Consider the following 16,477-nt stretch of genomic DNA (forward strand, 5'->3'; position numbering starts at 1 on the left):
TTCTCCTCTTCTCGTTTTTCTCCATTATACGGTCCCGCATGCTCACTTTACCAATAATCAATCTGCAATTCTTTCGACATTTCTCATACAGCAAAAAGTAAACATACTGTTATAACGACAAGTAATGGTATACCGAAAACAAATTTCTTTTTATGTGTTTTATGGTGAAACATATACATACCGATCCAAGCACCAACTGCCCCTCCAGATGCCGCTGACAAAAACAACGTACTTTCTGGCGTTCTCCACTGTTTCTTCTTCGCTTTTCGTTTATCAAGCCCCATAAGGCTAAAAGCTATAACGTTAATAATAATAAAATAAACCCATTTCATCGCTTTCTCTCCCTATGAAAAATTCGCTTAATGGTAACATGAAAAAACTACGGAAACAACTGAAGAACGCTTTTTATTAATTGGTTACCTTTATATTTATATAGCCAATTAAACAGAAAGATATTATGAGCAGAACCTTATATTTCATTCCCTTCGCCCACTACCAAATCATCGAAAAAACTTCTCTCAATCTCTTTTTCATCAAAATGAAAAACTACAATTAGCCCTACATATAAAGAAACGAAATTTAGAAACCATTCACCATTTTCATCTTTGTTAGCTAGGCATTTAAATATCTCTTGAAATTGCATACGTTCATCGGCGGCAACAACGGGACGCACACCAAAATATTTCAGTACGAGATGTAATTTTAGCTGCACGGATAGTGATAAAATATATTTTAATAGTTCCGTATAATAAGCAACATTTTTTTGACTATACAACTTCACAAGCTTTTGATGTAAATTAGAAATCGATAATTCTTCTTCAGTCACTTTTATTGCTTCTATCGTTTCAATCATCTTTTTCATATCCATTACATTTACCCCTCCTGAAAAAAACAAAAGCCAATGCGTATTTATTTTATAATCAGCAATAATTGAGTATTTCTCGTCTCTCTTTCTTCTTCACTAACTAAGTCATACTTTTTTAAAAGGTGAAAGATATCGTTTAATATTTCTTGTGAATGATTACGTTGCAAAAACCCCTTTAACTTTTTAAAAACCACTTCCGGTAAAAAACTCTTTTGGCTTTCCAGCTTATCCATTACATCTTCCATAGAATGATCAATATTACACGCCATAAAAAATCCCTCCTCTATCCTTTATAAAGTGAAACTTTAATCAGTAAGGTTTTTGTTCATCCCCCCACTGATTATTAGTTGAACCAATCAGGCTTTTACGGGCAGTTAATCCCCCACTTAACTTCTTTGCTTCCTCTGAATTTTGAGGTGGGGGTCTTACTTCCCGCAAATAGCGGGGTAAATAATATCCTCTGCTAACGATGTAAACACTTCTCCCACAAGAGAGTCTTCATCATATACAGATGAACCGTTATTTTCTTCTCGTTTTGCAAAAGGCACTTGCGCAATCACTTCTGTGTGCAATTGTTCTGCAAGCATTTCGCCGCCACCTTTTCCGAAGAGATAGTTTTTTGATCCATCTTGTTCTTCATAATAAGCCATATTTTCTACAATCCCTAAAATCTCGTGTTTCGTATGTTTTGCCATTACCCCTACTCTAGATGCTACGAATGAAGCTACATTATGTGGTGTTGTAACGATAATTTCTTGCGCCTGCGGGATCATAGCAGCAACATCAATGGCAACATCTCCTGTACCAGGTGGTAAATCAAGAAGTAAATAATCTAATTCTCCCCAGTGCGTATTCGCAAGAAAGTTTTGAATCCATTTATTTAACATCGGCCCGCGCCACATAACCGGGTTATTCCCTTCCGTAAAAAATCCCATCGACATGATTTTCACACCGTGACTAACGACTGGAATTGCTGTTTGATCAATCATCGTCGGTTTTTGATTCGTTTCCATCATAGCTGGAATGCTAAAACCATATATATCTGCATCTAATATCCCCACTTTTTTGCCCATACGAGCTAAAGCAGTTGCAAGATTAATTGTCACTGTTGATTTTCCAACTCCACCTTTTCCGCTCGTTACTGTAATAAATCGTACCCCTGAATCAAGGCGAAGCATGCTTGGCATACCAGTTTCTGTTCTACTATTTTTCTTTAACTTTTCTGTTAGCGCAGCTCGTTCTTCTTGTGTCATAGAACCGAATGTCACATCTACTTTAGATGCACCAATTGCATGAAGAGACTCTTCCACATCTTGTTGAATTTTTGCCTTTAATGGACAACCTTGAATCGTTAGCACTACTTCAAGTTTAACCTCTGTTCCATTCATTTGTATATTTCTAACCATATTTAATTCTACAATACTTTTGTGTAACTCCGGATCCTCTACATGTTTTAACGCGCTCATTATTTGTTCTTGAGTAATCATAAAACTCATCCCTTCTCGTATTCGAATTTATATACAACATCTTCTTGGCGAAAAAGCTTATTATCCCCCGCTAACAGGCGGAATGAATGCGACTACATCTCCAGCTTTTATCATCTCTTCATTCGTTACAAATTCTTCATTAACAGCGACCATCACTCTATCAAGCGATTGTAAACAATAGCTTGCTTTGAGCCATTCTTTTACTTGCTGCACTGTCATTTCTTGTTTTTCTAGAATGACTAATTGATCCGATCCTACTTCCTCACGCAAATTCGCGAACAATAATATTGTAATCATCTTCTCATTCTCCCTTCTTCGGTTTTCCTTCTGCATATGCCGTATTTTCAAGTTGATCTCCAATCCACATCGTTCCATCTTCCCAAAATTCTTTTTTCCAAATTGGGACGATTCTCTTTATACGTTGAATCGAGTATTCATTCGCTTCATAAGCGACTTTCCGATGCGGTGATGACACTGCTATGACTACCGCGATATCCATAATCTCCAGCCGTCCTACACGGTGCGTAATTGCTACTTTTGCATCCGGCCACTTTTCATTTATTTCTTCACCAATTTTCGTAAGTTGTTTTACTGCCATCGGTTTATATGCTTCGTACTCTAAATGTAGCGTTCGTTTTCCTTTTGTTAATTCTCTCACCGTGCCAATGAATGTTGTAATCGCACCTGCTTCTCTTCTTGCGACTTTATTCGTTACTTCTTCAACTAAAATCGGTATATCTACAATCTCAAATAGTGCTTGTCCCATTAGAAACACCTCTCACTTTATAAAATGTCCAAGGCCATTCACTACCTTCATTATCTTCCAGCAAGAGAACTTCTACGAACATATCTTTTTTATAACCTCTCGTACCACCTGGAAGTACAATAAATATATTTGCCTCTGCCAGAGAAGAAACCGAACTAGATTTATCAAACCGTGACGGATAAGCAATTAACTGTCCTTCGTTATATGTCAGTTTTGCTCGTACAAATCTTGTAAATGGATTTGGTTTTAGAAAATCTTCTCCTAATAACGCTTTTTCTCTTTTTACATGTGCTTTTTCACTAAACATATACGTCCGAATACAAGGTCTTACAAATAGTTCAAACCCTACGTAACAAGCAGATGGATTTCCTGATAAACCAAATAATAACTTGCCATTTAATTGCGCTACAGTCGTAACACTCCCTGGTCTCATTGCAACTTTATTGAAAAGAACAGAGGCACCTAATTTTTCATATATAGCTGGCAAATAATCGTAATCCCCTACTGATACACCGCCTGTTGTAATGAGCATATCTACTTGGCTTAATGCTTCTTTTACAGCTGTGAAACATGTATGAAAATCATCGCTAAACTTCCCAAAATATTTTACTCTGCCGCCCGCTCTTCGAATTTGAGACAGTATCATATACGTATTACTATTTCGGATTTTCCCTGGCTGTAGTGAATCATTTACATCCAGTAATTCACTACCAGTCGCTAATAGTCCAATTATAGGTTTTCTTGCAACTGGCACCTCCCTATAGCCGAACGTAGCAAGAAGAGCTGAAATACCTGGATGAATGTATGATCCTTTCTTTGCAAGAACCGTTCCTTTACGAGCATCTTCCCCTTGAAAAGAAATATTGTCGCCCGTTTTAAATGATCGCTTCACTTCCATATAATTGTTGCCAGCTTCCTCATATTGACGAGTCAGCTCTAACATAACAACCGCATCACACCCATTCGGAATTTGCGCTCCCGTCATAATTCGGACTGCTTGAAACGGGCCTACTTTCTCGTGGAATATTGATCCTGCACCAATTTCACCAATTACTTCAAACACAATTGGTGTTTCATAACTTGCTACATTCGTATCTTCTGACCTAATAGCAAATCCGTCATACGGTGAACGATTGAATGAAGGTACATCATGGTCGGCTACTAAATCCTCTGCTAATATACGCCCGTAGGCTAATTCAATTGGCAATAGCTCCTTTAATCCCTCATTAGCAAATTCCATTACTTTACGAACAGCTTCTTCAACCGTAATTGGCACTCTTCTTTCCATTGTTGACAACCCTTTCTATTAACCGAATACGCGATAATATAATTGTTTCGCTTTCGATATATCATTTGTACCATGAATGAAAACACGACCATCCCGAAAAATAACGACGCGGTAATCATCTAGTTGGCAAGATAGTAAATATGGATTCCGCTCTACTCTCCCTAGTTTTTTTAATACTTTTTCTATATTATCAAAATCGTACTTCCTATTTTCTACTGGCCTAATTTGAACTGTATTTCTTCCGCATAAAATAGCTACCTTCGTTTGGTTTTCGTATGATAAATAAGGATAAGTTCGATTCAAACCGCACGAAGGGCAATCATCAGTCTTGATTTTCCCTAGTTTTATAAATTGGTTTTGATTATTCCATATATCAAACATGAAAAATGTTTTTCTAATTGCGGAAAAATCTTCTACTAAAATTTTGATTGCTTCCGCCACTTGATATGCCGCGACAATTTGGACAGCCGGACTAATAATTCCAGCTGTATCACATGTCACACCTGTAACAGGAACATTCTTCAGCACACAATGTAAACACGGTGTCTTTTGCGGAATAATTGTATAGCTCATACCGTACGATCCAACACAAGAACCATATACCCACGGGATATTATGTTTTTGCGATAAGTCATTAATGACAAATCGAATATCAAAATTATCTGTTGCATCAATGATTACATCTACATTTTTTAATAGGTCATCCATATTTTCTGCAACTGCATCCATTACGAAAGCATGTATGTGTACTTCAGAATTAATTTGTTCTAGCCGATTTTTAGCAGCAATTGCTTTTGGTATTTTCTCTCTCGCATCTTGTTCAGAGTACAATTGTTGCCTTTGTAAATTACTCCATTCAACGTAATCACGATCAATAATCGTCAACTTACCAATACCTGCACGTACGAAACTTTCGGCACTCGCACTTCCTAATGCGCCTGCTCCTACAATTAACACATGTTTATTACGAATTTTTTCTTGTCCTTTACTGCCAATTGGTTTGAACAACTGTTGTCGTGAATACCGCTCACCCATTACATATCCTTCCTCTCACGAACTCTATTTCATATTGGAATGTTGTTTTTGATAACAAGCAAAGTAAGCAAATCCAACAAATCCAGCTCCTCCAATTACATTTCCGATAAAGACAGGAACAAAATTTCTAGCAAGATCCATCCACGTCAGATGACCTGCAAAAATAACTGCTGAGATGACAAACATGTTTGCTACTACTTGCTGAAATCCAATCACTACAAATGCCATAATGGGAATCCAAATTCCGATTATTTTCCCGACAAAATCACTCGTCCCATAAGCGAGCCAAAGTGCAAGACAAACGAGCCAATTACAACCAATTGCTAAAATTAAAGTTCTCCCAAACGTTTCATGTAACTTTCCTTCTGCTATCGCTACCGTTTTATTTAAATACTCTCCCTCTGTTAATCCGCCAAGATGACCGAAACAATACGCAACAAAAATAGCTCCCACGAAATTCATGAAAGTAATCCAAACCCAATTATTTAGTACACTTATCAATGTAATTTTCTTTGCATAAAGCGCCATAGAAAGTGACATCATATTTCCGGTAATTAATTCTCCTCCTGCTAATACAACGAGCATTAATCCAACAGGAAAAACCGCTCCTCCTAAAACATTGACTAAACTACCCCAGCGCTCAGGTAAATTACCTAAAACGCGAATGTTAAGTAAAAAACCGAGCGAAATAAACGCTCCTCCTAAAAAACCGAGAATAAGCATTGCTGGCAACGTCTGACTTACTTTTTGAACACCGGCCTCAATTACAAGCTCAGCAATTTGTTCCGGTTTATGAAATGCCATTACTAATTCCTCCATTTTCTCCAAATAAAAAAGCAGCTTCAAAAAACCTCCTCAAAATAAAGGTTTTTGAATGCTGCTTAATTTCTCTGCACATCTTTTACAGAGATATCAATCATCACTTTTACTATAAAATAGAAAATCTACAAACGTTGCATACTTTCCATTTTGTATATACTTCCTCAAAGCGTCACTCTTATATATATCAACCGCCAATATGTGACATTTCAATTTTAGGTGCTCTTTTTTCACTTGTATGACTTAAGCGTTCATCTGAATAACGGTCTTCTCGGTTGTTCCATATATCACGTACGATATCTGTTATTTCCTCGTCAGTGTACCCAGATCGAAGTAGTTCTCTCAAATCATTTCCTTTAGAAGCAAACAAACAAGTATATAATTTTCCTTCTGCAGAAATACGGGCTCTCGTACATGAGGAACAGAAGGAATCTGTTACTGATGAAATAATACCTATTTCTTCATCACTTCCAATATAACGATAGCGAGTCGCAACCTCACCTGCATAATTCGCTTCTATCCGTTCTAATGGCATAACTTGATGAATCGCATCTACTATTTCTTGTTTCGAAACAACCTCTTTTAATTCCCAACCGTTATAATTCCCAACGTCCATATACTCAATAAAACGAAGAATATGCTTATTTTCCTTAAAGTATTGTGCCATCTGCAAAATGTCCTGTTCGTTTTTTCCCTTTTGAACGACCATGTTTATTTTAATTTTCATACCAACTTCAGCTGCAGCCTGTATTCCTTCTAGAACCCTTTGCACTTTACTTCTATTACCATTCAAATAGAAAAAACGATTTTCTTCTAAGGAATCTAAACTAACTGTCACACGTGATAAACCCGCCTTATATAAATCAGGAGCAAACTTTTTAAGTAACGATCCATTGGTTGTTAAACCGATATCCTCTACACCATCTATTTTATTAAGGCGCTCAATAAGCTGTGGAAGACCTCTTCGCAGTAACGGTTCTCCGCCCGTAATCCGTAACTTTCTTACACCTAAAGAAACAAAAATACGTGTTATCCTTTCAATCTCATCAAAAGATAAAATTTTATCATTAGACAAAAACGAATAATCAGGACCAAATATTTCTTCTGGCATACAATAGCGACAGCGAAAATTACAGCGATCAGTAACAGAAATACGTAAATCCTTTAAAGGGCGTTGTAGTTTGTCTAATGTGACAGATTTCATATTTATTGCCTCGCTTTTACTTATTTTATATTTAAAACACGCTCTGGATGCGTATATACATTTAAGGATTGATTCCGAATAAATCCTATCGTTGTGATACCTAATTCTTCTGCTAGCTGCAAAGCCAACTCAGTTGGAGCTGATTTTGAAAGTATAATTTCACAACCAATCTTTGCAACTTTCAATAATATTTCCGAAGAAATACGACCGCTAAAAACTATGATTTTATCACTTATAGAAATATTATTTTTTAAACAATAACCGTAAATTTTATCTAACGCATTATGTCTACCGATATCCATTCGACTTAACATAATACCATTCACGTCACACAAAGACGCATTATGAACGCCGCCTGTATGACGAAATGTCTCTGCGGATTGCTGCATTTCTTTCATTAACCGAAAACAGTCTTCTGCAGCAACCTGTACATGGACACCATTCATTTTCTTTGCGCTTAGTGCATCATTTGCAAAAACAAACCCTTGTCTACTCATGCCACAGCATGAAGTAATATAACGTTTATTTTGCATTTGTTCGTAATATGGATTCAATTTTGCCGCCGTGACATGTACAAACCCTTCTTTCTCTTGTACCCATATATCATCAATATCTTCATACTTCCGAATAATTCCTTCAGATGCTAAGAAGCCTATTACCATATCTTCTATATATTCTGGAGTACTAACCATTGTAACAAACTCCTGTCCGTTCATTTTAATCGTGACTGGAAACTCTGTTACAATGCTGTCCTCTATATGCTTAAACGCCCCTTGTTCATAGCGAAAGATTTCTCTTTCTACCTGTATCGGCTTCACGATCAGTATCCTTCTCTCACGTTATATTTTTATCGAAAACAAATACCGAAACTGCAATATCTTCTTCTACTTTCATATCTGAAAACAAATTCACTAATTTCGCTCCAACAAGTTCCTCCAAATGTTCACGGGAATTTGCAGCATACACTTCTTGAATCATTTTCGTTCTAGCCATATGAACCATTTCCGCACCGTCCATCGTACTTGAAATGAATTTTTCAGTAGGTGTTAAGTTTCCATAAAGGGTCGCAATCGCCATATTTTCAGCAAAAACAGTATGAATTCGTTCCGGTCCTTTTCCAAAAAGTTCCTTTCGAAGTTTTCGTATCATATCATTAAATTCATGTACTTTTTTTGACATACAATTATACCTCCCAAAAGCCTCATTTTACTTTATTATATATTTTACCAAAATAATCCTTTCGCCCAAACTATTTCGCACAAACATTCGGGCGAAAAGGTTCACTTCATGAAACTTATTCTTCTTTTAATCCTTTTCCCATACCTTTTAAGAAATGAAGCCCAAACCCGATAGCACGGTTAATATCTGGGTCTTTCAATACTTTCATAAGATCGAATACCCCTACTTTTTTATTACTCTCTAAATGTTCATTACCTTTTTCTAGCCCTACTAATAAGCTACCTATAAGCTTTTTCGTAAGCTCCGGATCAAGTTCTGTTAAAGCACCCGCAGCCCCCATCATATTATTAATTAAATTTGTAACAGGCTCACGAGTCACTTGGCCAAGAACAATCTTTGCGATTGGTTCTTTCGCCTTTAGCATAGAATTTGCAGCTTCTAGCATTCCGATGTCATTTAATTCACCAACAATATTAAACATTTGATTTAAAGCTTCTTCATTATTAGCTAGAAGCTCTTTTAAATCATCTAATTTTTGCTGTTTTATTTCTTCCTCAGTTAATTCTTGTTTTTGAATCATTTTTATAGGTGCAGCCATATTTTTCTCCTCCTACTTATCCGTTAAATGCACATACCCTGGACGTGCCCACTTACGATGTACCTCAATACCAGCTTGAGGGTGACGTTTTTTATTGCGTGGGTTTGCTTTTGGCATCGGACTTTCGCCATCAACTTCTAGCACTTCCATACGCACTTTCGTCTGTTTATAAGCAGGTGTGTTCGTACGCGTATCAACTGCAGGACCTGTTAAGAAATTAATCGCTGTTTCATTATCTGTAGAGTTCATCGGTAAATATAACTCATTTGCTTTTACACGGTCTGTTACAAGTGCACGTAATTTTAACGCTCCAAACGGAGAGACAAGACGGACTAATGAACCAGTTTTCACTCCACGTTCTTTTGCAAGTGCTGGAGAAACTTCAACGAAAACGCCAGGTACTTTCGTTTGAATACCTGTTGATTTATTTGTCATATTCCCTTCATGGAAGTGCTCAAGCATACGACCGTTGTTAATATGAAGGTCGAACTCAGCTGGGAATTCAGCTGGGCGCACCCAGTCAGCAATCGCAAAACGAGCTTTTTTATCCTGGAAGTTAAATCCATCTTGGAAAAGTAATGGTGTATTCGTACCATCAAAACTTCCCCAATGGAAACTATTCCATCCTTCCAGTACTTCATAGTTAGCTTGTGAGAATAGTGGTGATAAGCTTGCCATTTCAGCAAAGATTTCACTTGGATGGCTATAATTCCAGTTTGCACCTAATTTATTCGCAACTTCCTGCACAATCCACCAGTCTGGTTTCGCATCTCCAAGCGTAGGAAGAACTTGATATAGTCTTTGTACACGGCGCTCTGTATTTGTGAAAGTACCTTCTTTCTCAAGAGATGGTGCTGCTGGTAATACAACATCTGCATATTGAGCAGTTTTAGAAAGGAAAACATCTTGCACAACGAAGAAATCAAGGCTTGATAACACTTCATGTACATGATTTGCATTAGAATCTACAAGAGCCATATCTTCTCCGACAAGGTACATTGCTTTCATTTTTCCTTCGTCAATTGCGTGAAGCATTTCAATATTATTAAGACCTGGTTCACTATCAATTTTCACTCCGTAAGCAGTTTCAAATTTCGCACGTTCCATATCGTTCGTAACGTGTTGATATCCAGGAAGCCATCCTGGTAAAGTACCCATATCACAAGCACCTTGTACGTTATTATGACCTCGAAGCGGATATGCACCAGCACCTGGCCGACGATAATTACCAGTTGCAAGAAGTAAGTTTGAAATCGCAGCGGAAGTATCAGATCCCCCTGTATTTTGCGTTACTCCCATACCCCAAAGGATACATGTACCATCTGCATCACGAATCATTTCAGCCATTTGAATAAGTGTTTCTTTTGAAATACCAGTCATTTTCTCTGCATATTCAAGTGTATATTCTGTCAGACTCTCTTTGAAATCTTCAAAGAAGTTTACATTCTCATCGATAAATCGTTGATCGTGCCAGCCTTGATCAATCATATATTTCGTAACAGCCATTAACCACACTTGATCTGTTCCTTGTTTTGGACTAACAAAGACGTCTGAACGCTCTGCCATTTCTGTTTTACGAAGATCAGCCACAATTAATTTTTGTCCGTGTAATTTATGTGCACGTTTAATTCGTGTAGCTAAAACAGGGTGACCTTCTGTCGGATTACAACCTACAATAATAACAAGACCAGATTGTGCGATATCTTTAATCGTTCCAGCATCTCCGCCCATACCAATTGTTCGGAATAATCCGTCTGTCGCTGGTGATTGACAATAACGTGAGCAGTTATCAATATTATTCGTTTCAAATACTTGTCGTGCTAATTTTTGAATCACATAATTGTCTTCATTCGTAATTTTAGATGAAGAAATAAAACCGATAGCATCTTTACCGTACTCTTCTTTAATCGATCCTAATTTACTTGCAACTACATTCAATGCTTCTTCCCATGTAGATTCAACAAACGCTCCATTTTTACGAATTAAAGGTTTTGTAATTCTTTCTTTAGAATTTACGAAATCCCAACCGAATTTTCCTTTTACACAAGTAGAAATTGCGTTAACTGGTGCATGAGAAGAAGGCTGTACTTTAAGGATTTTACGTCCTTTCGTCCACACTTCAAATGAACAACCTACACCACAAAATGTACAAACTGTTTTCGTTTTCTTCGTACGAGTATCACGCATGGCCGCTTCCACTTCTGATACCGCAAAAATGCCGCTATATCCAGGCTCAACTTCTTTAATTAAATCTACCATCGGTTCAAGAATATCTGGTTTTAATCCCGTCATAAATCCAGCTTCACCGAGCATCGTTTTCTCCATTAAAGCGTTACAAGGACAAATCGTTACACATTGACCACAGCTCACGCATGAAGAGTCATTAATATTGACTCCTTCATCCCAAATAACTCGTGGGCGTTCCGCTTCCCAGTCTATCGATAACGTTTCATTTACTTGTAAGTTTTGACATACCTCAACGCATTGACCGCATGCAATACATTGATTAGGGTCGTAGCGATAAAACGGATGCGTCATATCAACTTCACTCACATCTACTTTCGGTTCATAAGGATATTTTTGATGTTCAATCTCCATTAATTCTGCTGTATTATGCAGTTTACAGTTCCCATTGTTGTTGTCACATACTGTACAGTATAATAAATGATTTTCTAGTAACCGATCCATCGCCTCTGTTTGCGCTTCTTTCGCACGAGTAGAATTACGTTCAATGTTCATACCTTCCGTCGCCACTGTCGAACAAGAGCGCATTAACTTTCCGTCAACTTCTACAATACAAGTGTCACATGTTTGAATAGGATCTACTTCTGGCACGTAACAAATTTGCGGATGTTCAATCCCGTTCTCATTAATAACACCCAATATCGTTGAACCAGGCTCCGCTGTATACTTTTTTCCGTCAATTGTAATATGAACCATGTTGTTATTCATGGTCTTTCCCCCTTTTTGAGAATAAAAAAACTCCACCACGAAAATATACGCACCACATTTCGGCACGTTATTATCATGGTGGAGTAGTTTATTAGCACATCTTGCTAAAATACCAATCCATTTATTCATAAATAAAACGATAGATTCATAACAGGTCATATCACGATTCCATCTTTAACACTATAATTATAGCGTTAAAGTTAAAAATATACAATATAAAATTTAAACTACGCATATGTCCGCATAGAACTATCCATAATAACCCATATAATATATGACAAGGAGTAAGCGAACAAATGGGGTCTTTTAATAAATGGATACGTGGTGAAAAATCTTTTTCTGCACAAGAGCAAGCTGATCACCTATTACATAAAACTATCTCTTCTTCTCTTTCCCTTAATTTAAAACACTTGTCCAAACTATTTAGCGGGATTCCAGAATTAATTACACGCACTTTTCCGTTACAAAACGGAAACGAAGCCGCACTTACATATATGGAAGGACTTGTAGATAAAACTGTTATTAACATCGATATTCTTCGCCCCCTCCTATTTAAAGAGTGGAATGAGGACGATTTTTGGGAATCTTCCGTTACAATCGGAAATATAAAAAAAGTTCAGCAGTGGTCAGACATTGAACAGTCCCTTTTACATGGTAAAAGCATTTTATTTATAAACGGACAACTTACAGCGTTAGAACTTGATACGCAATCGGCGCCAAAAAGAAGTATTGAAGAACCTACAACAGAAACTTCCATAAAAAGCTCACACGAAGGATTTAATGAAGTAGCGAGTGACAGCGTTGCACTTATTCGTCGATATATTCCAAATCGTGAATTAAAAGTGAAAGAATTCACTGTTGGTGAACGAGCTACTTCAAAGATTTTTTTGCTGTACTTAGCAGACATTGCAAACGAAGATGTCGTACAAGAAATGGCATGCCGCATCGAATCAATCAAAGTGGATGCCATTCTTACTACCGGAGAATTAGAAGGGTTTGTTGAAGATAATTCCTATACTCTCTTTCCGCAATTATCTATCACTGAACGCCCTGACACAACGGCCCATCACATTTTGGATGGACGAATCGCTATTGTTGTCGATCGCTCACCAGGCGTATTAATTGGACCTATGACCTTTTCATCTTTTTTTCAAACAATAGATGATTACAGCTTCAGGCCTATCATTCCATCTTTCATACGATTACTTCGTTTCACTGGATTATTTATTGCAATATTCACCCCGGCTCTTTATATTGCTATGATTTCCTTTCATTATGAAGTAATTCCACTTAAATTATTGTTAACAATTGGAGAGTCTCGTGCAAAAATCCCTTTCCCACCTATATTAGAAGCACTTTTAATGGAATTGGTACTTGAAATGCTCCGCGAAGCTGCTGTTCGCCTTCCTGGTCCCGTCGGGCAAACAATTGGTGTCGTAGGAGGGATTGTCATTGGACAAGCTGCAGTTCAAGCAGGAATCGTAAGTAATGTTATGGTTATCGTCGTATCTATTACCGCAGTCGCTTCTTTTATCATCCCCAATTTGGAAATGTCAGCAGGAGTTCGGATTCTTCGCTTTCCAATGATGATAATTGCTTCTTTATTCGGGGTCATTGGAATTATGGTTGGAATGTCAGCTATCATCATCCATATTCTTTCTATGGAATCACTTGGTGTTCCTTACGGTAGTCCTTTTTCTCCATCATTTGCTACGGATTTAAAAGACGTTCTTGTGCGCTTGCCATGGAAACTAATGAAGAACCGACCACTATCCCTTAACTTAAAACAAGAAAATCGACAACCGGATATAGAAGAAAAGGAGGAAGATAAGTGACAAAGCGTGCAAAGAGGGAGATTAGTTTATTTCAATACATTTTAACGATTAGTGGTGTTCAAGTTGGATTTGGTGTACTTACACTACCACGTGAAGTTGCACAAGGGGCCAATACAGATGGGTGGATATCTATTATTATAGGATGTGCTATCACTACTTTAGTCAGTCTATGTATTGTAAAAATTATGGAGAAGCATCCTGGATATCATTTACTTGATGTGCTAACTCGTTATCTTGGGAAGTGGCTGGGAAGAGTAGGAATGATCTTTTGGGTTTTATATGCTGTTCTTGCAGCTGTTTCCTTAATTTTCTCTCTCTTATACGTTATCCACATTTGGATTTTACCTAGATCCCCTATGTATTTAATTATGATTTTACTATCTATTCCAATGGTTATGCTCTCATGTAAAGGTGTTCTTATTATTAGCCGCTATGCTGTTTTTACTGTCTTCTTTACACTTTGGATGCCATTACTATTATTTATCCCACTTAAAGATGGGCATTGGGTTTATCTTCTTCCTCTCCTTAAAGAGGGATGGATACCAGTTTTCAACACCGTAAAATCAACTATTATTGCGTTTCTCGGATTTGAGTTTGCATTCGTCCTTTATCCTTATCTCAGTAATAAATCATCTGCAACAAAAGGAATCGTTATTGCAAATATGATTACTTTATTCGTTTACCTACAAGTTACGTTCGTTTCTTTCCTTTATTTTAGCCCGGATGGTATAACTAAGTTTTTATGGCCCACTCTTTCTCTCGTTACACCATTTCACTTTTCATTTTTGGAACGGTTTGAAATTATCTTTTTGTCATTTTATCTCTTCATTATTTTTGATTCTTGTATTCCCTATATTTTCACTGCTTCAGATGGAATCAATCAATTACTTAATATAAAAGGGAGTTCATTTCCTGTTTGGTTTTTATTATTCGGGTGTGTTTTCGTTTTATTCTTTTATATCCCATCGTCGTATCAAATAAGTGCATTGCGAGAATTTTGGGGAACTGCAAGTTATTTTATCGTTTTTCTATTCCCAGTCGTATTTCTCTTATACATGACACTTTATCAGCATTGGAAAAGGAGAAAAATTTAAATGAGACGCTTTATTCATTTCACTACACTTTTCTTTCTCATAACCTTTTTAACAGGCTGCGGAGATCGGCTCGACTTAGAAAAACAATCAATTTCATTAATTTATGGTTTTGATGCAAAAGCAAAAGGAAAATTAATCGTGTACCACGTAAACCCTATTTTTAATGAAGATGTAGAAAAAAAGTTCGAAACTCATAAAGCAATCGTACATACACCTCGAGAAGCAAAAGCGACGTTTAATAGCTCAAGTAACGGATTAGTCTCTACAGAAAAATTACAGCTCATTTTATTTAGCACGAAGTTTTTAAAACAAGAAGGAGCTATGCCTTACCTTGATGTTTGGTATCGCGACCCTAAAAACACAGGAAATATGCGTATGGTTGCAGTTAACGGTCCAATTTCTTCAGTTATATATAATAATTTCAAAGATAAGCCTGCACTTCCTGAATATTTAACAGATTTAATTAATACGAACAAACTATACAATCGAACTGCGTTTACGACATTCCATGAATTCCATAGGCAAACTTTTAATAAAGGTATCACACCTGCTATCTCTGAAATAAAAAAAGGGAAAAAAGATGTGATTGTTACCGGCTCTGCACTATTAACTTCTCGCGGAATCTATAAAATGTCTTTAAATCGCTATGAAAGTGCCTTTCTTCTTATGTTGCAAAAGAAAGCGAATATTCCCGTTTCAATTACACTGAAAATCCCTTCTCATTCAGTTGAAAGTAATAGTCATCGAAAAGATACAGAAGGTGACGATTTCGTAACAATAAATGTTCTTAGCATGAATCGTGACATTCACACAGGCTATAGCGACAATCAATTCAAATTTAATATTGCAATGGATTTTAAAGTTTCCGTATCTGAACTTACATTCAACATGGATATAGACAAAGATAGAAAGAAATTAACTGCACTTATTACAAAACAACTAAACAAAGATTTAAATGATTTAATTCACAAAATTCAAAAGCAGCAACTTGATCCATTCGGATTTGGTGATTATGCGAGAGCGTTTCAATATGAAGAATGGAAAACGGTCGAAGATGATTGGCCAAGTGCCTTTTCAAAAGCTAATGTGAAAGTAGCGCCTACTATAAAAATTTTAGAAAACGGGATTATTAAATAGCAAAAACACGCTACTTGCTCTTATACGTTTAAAGAGTAAGTAGCGTGTTATCATTTTTATTTTAAAGCTTCTTATATTGTTACACTTCTGTTTCTGTCTCTTCGTTTTCCGCTTGTTCCACTCTTTCCTGCTCTGCAAGTTCTGCTGAAATCATTCCATAATAAATTTCTGGATACAATCCAAATATTTGATATACACTTCCTAAAAACGGCATCGGA

18 protein-coding genes are annotated in these 16,477 nt (G+C 36.8%); 3 read left to right on the forward strand and 15 right to left on the reverse strand.

What is annotated here, in order from left to right:
* Window positions 1-83: 83 nt before the first annotated feature.
* From AC3WTI_RS08485 to fdhF, 14 genes are all read right to left on the reverse strand, one after another.
* Window positions 84-332: a DUF1294 domain-containing protein gene (locus tag AC3WTI_RS08485; RefSeq protein ID WP_087958797.1), complete on the reverse strand. Its 249-nt coding sequence runs from the start codon at window positions 330-332 to the stop codon at window positions 84-86.
* 137 nt (window positions 333-469) lie between these two features.
* Window positions 470-868 (reverse strand): hypothetical protein, encoded by a 399-nt coding sequence (locus AC3WTI_RS08490; protein ID WP_087958796.1) that lies wholly within the window; start codon window positions 866-868, stop codon window positions 470-472.
* A gap of 41 nt (window positions 869-909) precedes the next feature.
* A complete protein-coding gene (locus AC3WTI_RS08495) occupies window positions 910-1,134 on the reverse strand; it encodes a group-specific protein (RefSeq protein WP_087958795.1) in 225 nt (74 codons plus the stop codon).
* Window positions 1,135-1,290: 156 nt separating this feature from the next.
* Entirely contained in the window at window positions 1,291-2,352 is a 1,062-nt protein-coding gene (locus AC3WTI_RS08500) for a P-loop NTPase (protein WP_087958793.1), read from the reverse strand.
* 60 nt (window positions 2,353-2,412) lie between these two features.
* Complete coding sequence (gene moaD / locus AC3WTI_RS08505) at window positions 2,413-2,649, reverse strand: molybdopterin converting factor subunit 1 (protein ID WP_087958792.1); 237 nt, start codon at window positions 2,647-2,649, stop codon at window positions 2,413-2,415.
* A gap of 4 nt (window positions 2,650-2,653) precedes the next feature.
* Window positions 2,654-3,118 carry a molybdopterin synthase catalytic subunit MoaE gene (gene moaE, locus AC3WTI_RS08510; protein WP_253621602.1) on the reverse strand — a complete coding sequence of 155 codons (465 nt, stop codon included), beginning with the start codon at window positions 3,116-3,118 and terminating at the stop codon, window positions 2,654-2,656.
* Entirely contained in the window at window positions 3,099-4,406 is a 1,308-nt protein-coding gene (moeA, locus tag AC3WTI_RS08515; protein WP_097841625.1) for a molybdopterin molybdotransferase MoeA, read from the reverse strand. Before moeA ends, moaE begins: the two co-directional genes overlap by 20 nt.
* A gap of 18 nt (window positions 4,407-4,424) precedes the next feature.
* Window positions 4,425-5,441 carry a molybdopterin-synthase adenylyltransferase MoeB gene (locus AC3WTI_RS08520; protein ID WP_097841626.1) on the reverse strand — a complete coding sequence of 339 codons (1,017 nt, stop codon included), beginning with the start codon at window positions 5,439-5,441 and terminating at the stop codon, window positions 4,425-4,427.
* A gap of 24 nt (window positions 5,442-5,465) precedes the next feature.
* On the reverse strand, window positions 5,466-6,245 hold the full coding sequence (locus AC3WTI_RS08525) for a formate channel (protein WP_087958788.1): 780 nt from the start codon (window positions 6,243-6,245) through the stop codon (window positions 5,466-5,468).
* Window positions 6,246-6,447: 202 nt separating this feature from the next.
* Window positions 6,448-7,464 (reverse strand): GTP 3',8-cyclase MoaA, encoded by a 1,017-nt coding sequence (gene moaA / locus AC3WTI_RS08530; RefSeq protein ID WP_218777774.1) that lies wholly within the window; start codon window positions 7,462-7,464, stop codon window positions 6,448-6,450.
* Window positions 7,465-7,484: 20 nt separating this feature from the next.
* Window positions 7,485-8,282 carry a formate dehydrogenase accessory sulfurtransferase FdhD gene (fdhD, locus tag AC3WTI_RS08535; RefSeq protein WP_087958786.1) on the reverse strand — a complete coding sequence of 266 codons (798 nt, stop codon included), beginning with the start codon at window positions 8,280-8,282 and terminating at the stop codon, window positions 7,485-7,487.
* A 16-nt stretch (window positions 8,283-8,298) separates the two neighbouring features.
* Window positions 8,299-8,643 carry a Na-translocating system protein MpsC family protein gene (locus AC3WTI_RS08540; RefSeq protein WP_000039582.1) on the reverse strand — a complete coding sequence of 115 codons (345 nt, stop codon included), beginning with the start codon at window positions 8,641-8,643 and terminating at the stop codon, window positions 8,299-8,301.
* Window positions 8,644-8,758: 115 nt separating this feature from the next.
* Window positions 8,759-9,241, reverse strand: a complete 483-nt coding sequence (locus AC3WTI_RS08545; RefSeq protein WP_087958785.1) for a helical membrane plugin domain-containing protein — start codon at window positions 9,239-9,241, stop codon at window positions 8,759-8,761.
* Between the two features lie 12 nt (window positions 9,242-9,253).
* Window positions 9,254-12,193 (reverse strand): formate dehydrogenase subunit alpha, encoded by a 2,940-nt coding sequence (fdhF, locus tag AC3WTI_RS08550; protein ID WP_087958784.1) that lies wholly within the window; start codon window positions 12,191-12,193, stop codon window positions 9,254-9,256.
* Between the two features lie 296 nt (window positions 12,194-12,489).
* On the opposite strand from fdhF, the gene AC3WTI_RS08555 reads away from it, so the two are divergent.
* Genes AC3WTI_RS08555 through AC3WTI_RS08565 form a run of 3 tightly spaced genes read left to right on the forward strand, consistent with a single transcriptional unit; the run spans window position 12,490 to window position 16,259 of the window.
* The gene (locus tag AC3WTI_RS08555) at window positions 12,490-14,028 is read left to right on the forward strand and encodes a spore germination protein (protein WP_097841627.1); all 1,539 of its coding nucleotides are present in this window, start codon (window positions 12,490-12,492) and stop codon (window positions 14,026-14,028) included.
* Window positions 14,025-15,122, forward strand: a complete 1,098-nt coding sequence (locus tag AC3WTI_RS08560; protein ID WP_087958783.1) for an endospore germination permease — start codon at window positions 14,025-14,027, stop codon at window positions 15,120-15,122. Before AC3WTI_RS08555 ends, AC3WTI_RS08560 begins: the two co-directional genes overlap by 4 nt.
* Entirely contained in the window at window positions 15,123-16,259 is a 1,137-nt protein-coding gene (locus tag AC3WTI_RS08565) for a Ger(x)C family spore germination protein (RefSeq protein WP_087958782.1), read from the forward strand.
* A 79-nt stretch (window positions 16,260-16,338) separates the two neighbouring features.
* Here AC3WTI_RS08565 and AC3WTI_RS08570 read toward each other — a convergent pair whose 3' ends face one another.
* Window positions 16,339-16,473 carry a phosphonate ABC transporter permease gene (locus tag AC3WTI_RS08570; protein WP_087958781.1) on the reverse strand — a complete coding sequence of 45 codons (135 nt, stop codon included), beginning with the start codon at window positions 16,471-16,473 and terminating at the stop codon, window positions 16,339-16,341.
* Window positions 16,474-16,477: the final 4 nt, after the last annotated feature.

The sequence above is a fragment of the Bacillus sp. EB106-02-03-XG38 genome (assembly GCF_058792175.1).

Excerpts from the sequence above, each read along its gene's own strand:
- AC3WTI_RS08490 (WP_087958796.1), bottom strand. The coding sequence starts at position 868 with ATGGATATGAAAAAGATGATTGAAACGATAGAAGCAATAAAAGTGACT.
- AC3WTI_RS08485 (WP_087958797.1), bottom strand. The coding sequence starts at position 332 with ATGAAATGGGTTTATTTTATTATTATTAACGTTATAGCTTTTAGCCTT.
- AC3WTI_RS08520 (WP_097841626.1), bottom strand. The coding sequence starts at position 5,441 with ATGGGTGAGCGGTATTCACGACAACAGTTGTTCAAACCAATTGGCAGT.
- moaD (WP_087958792.1), bottom strand. The coding sequence starts at position 2,649 with ATGATTACAATATTATTGTTCGCGAATTTGCGTGAGGAAGTAGGATCG.
- AC3WTI_RS08540 (WP_000039582.1), bottom strand. The coding sequence starts at position 8,643 with ATGTCAAAAAAAGTACATGAATTTAATGATATGATACGAAAACTTCGA.
- AC3WTI_RS08565 (WP_087958782.1), top strand. The coding sequence starts at position 15,123 with ATGAGACGCTTTATTCATTTCACTACACTTTTCTTTCTCATAACCTTT.
- moaE (WP_253621602.1), bottom strand. The coding sequence starts at position 3,118 with ATGGGACAAGCACTATTTGAGATTGTAGATATACCGATTTTAGTTGAA.
- AC3WTI_RS08500 (WP_087958793.1), bottom strand. The coding sequence starts at position 2,352 with ATGATTACTCAAGAACAAATAATGAGCGCGTTAAAACATGTAGAGGAT.
- fdhF (WP_087958784.1), bottom strand. The coding sequence starts at position 12,193 with ATGAATAACAACATGGTTCATATTACAATTGACGGAAAAAAGTATACA.
- AC3WTI_RS08545 (WP_087958785.1), bottom strand. The coding sequence starts at position 9,241 with ATGGCTGCACCTATAAAAATGATTCAAAAACAAGAATTAACTGAGGAA.
- AC3WTI_RS08555 (WP_097841627.1), top strand. The coding sequence starts at position 12,490 with ATGGGGTCTTTTAATAAATGGATACGTGGTGAAAAATCTTTTTCTGCA.
- AC3WTI_RS08570 (WP_087958781.1), bottom strand. The coding sequence starts at position 16,473 with ATGCCGTTTTTAGGAAGTGTATATCAAATATTTGGATTGTATCCAGAA.
- moaA (WP_218777774.1), bottom strand. The coding sequence starts at position 7,464 with ATGAAATCTGTCACATTAGACAAACTACAACGCCCTTTAAAGGATTTA.
- moeA (WP_097841625.1), bottom strand. The coding sequence starts at position 4,406 with ATGGAAAGAAGAGTGCCAATTACGGTTGAAGAAGCTGTTCGTAAAGTA.
- AC3WTI_RS08495 (WP_087958795.1), bottom strand. The coding sequence starts at position 1,134 with ATGGCGTGTAATATTGATCATTCTATGGAAGATGTAATGGATAAGCTG.
- AC3WTI_RS08525 (WP_087958788.1), bottom strand. The coding sequence starts at position 6,245 with ATGGCATTTCATAAACCGGAACAAATTGCTGAGCTTGTAATTGAGGCC.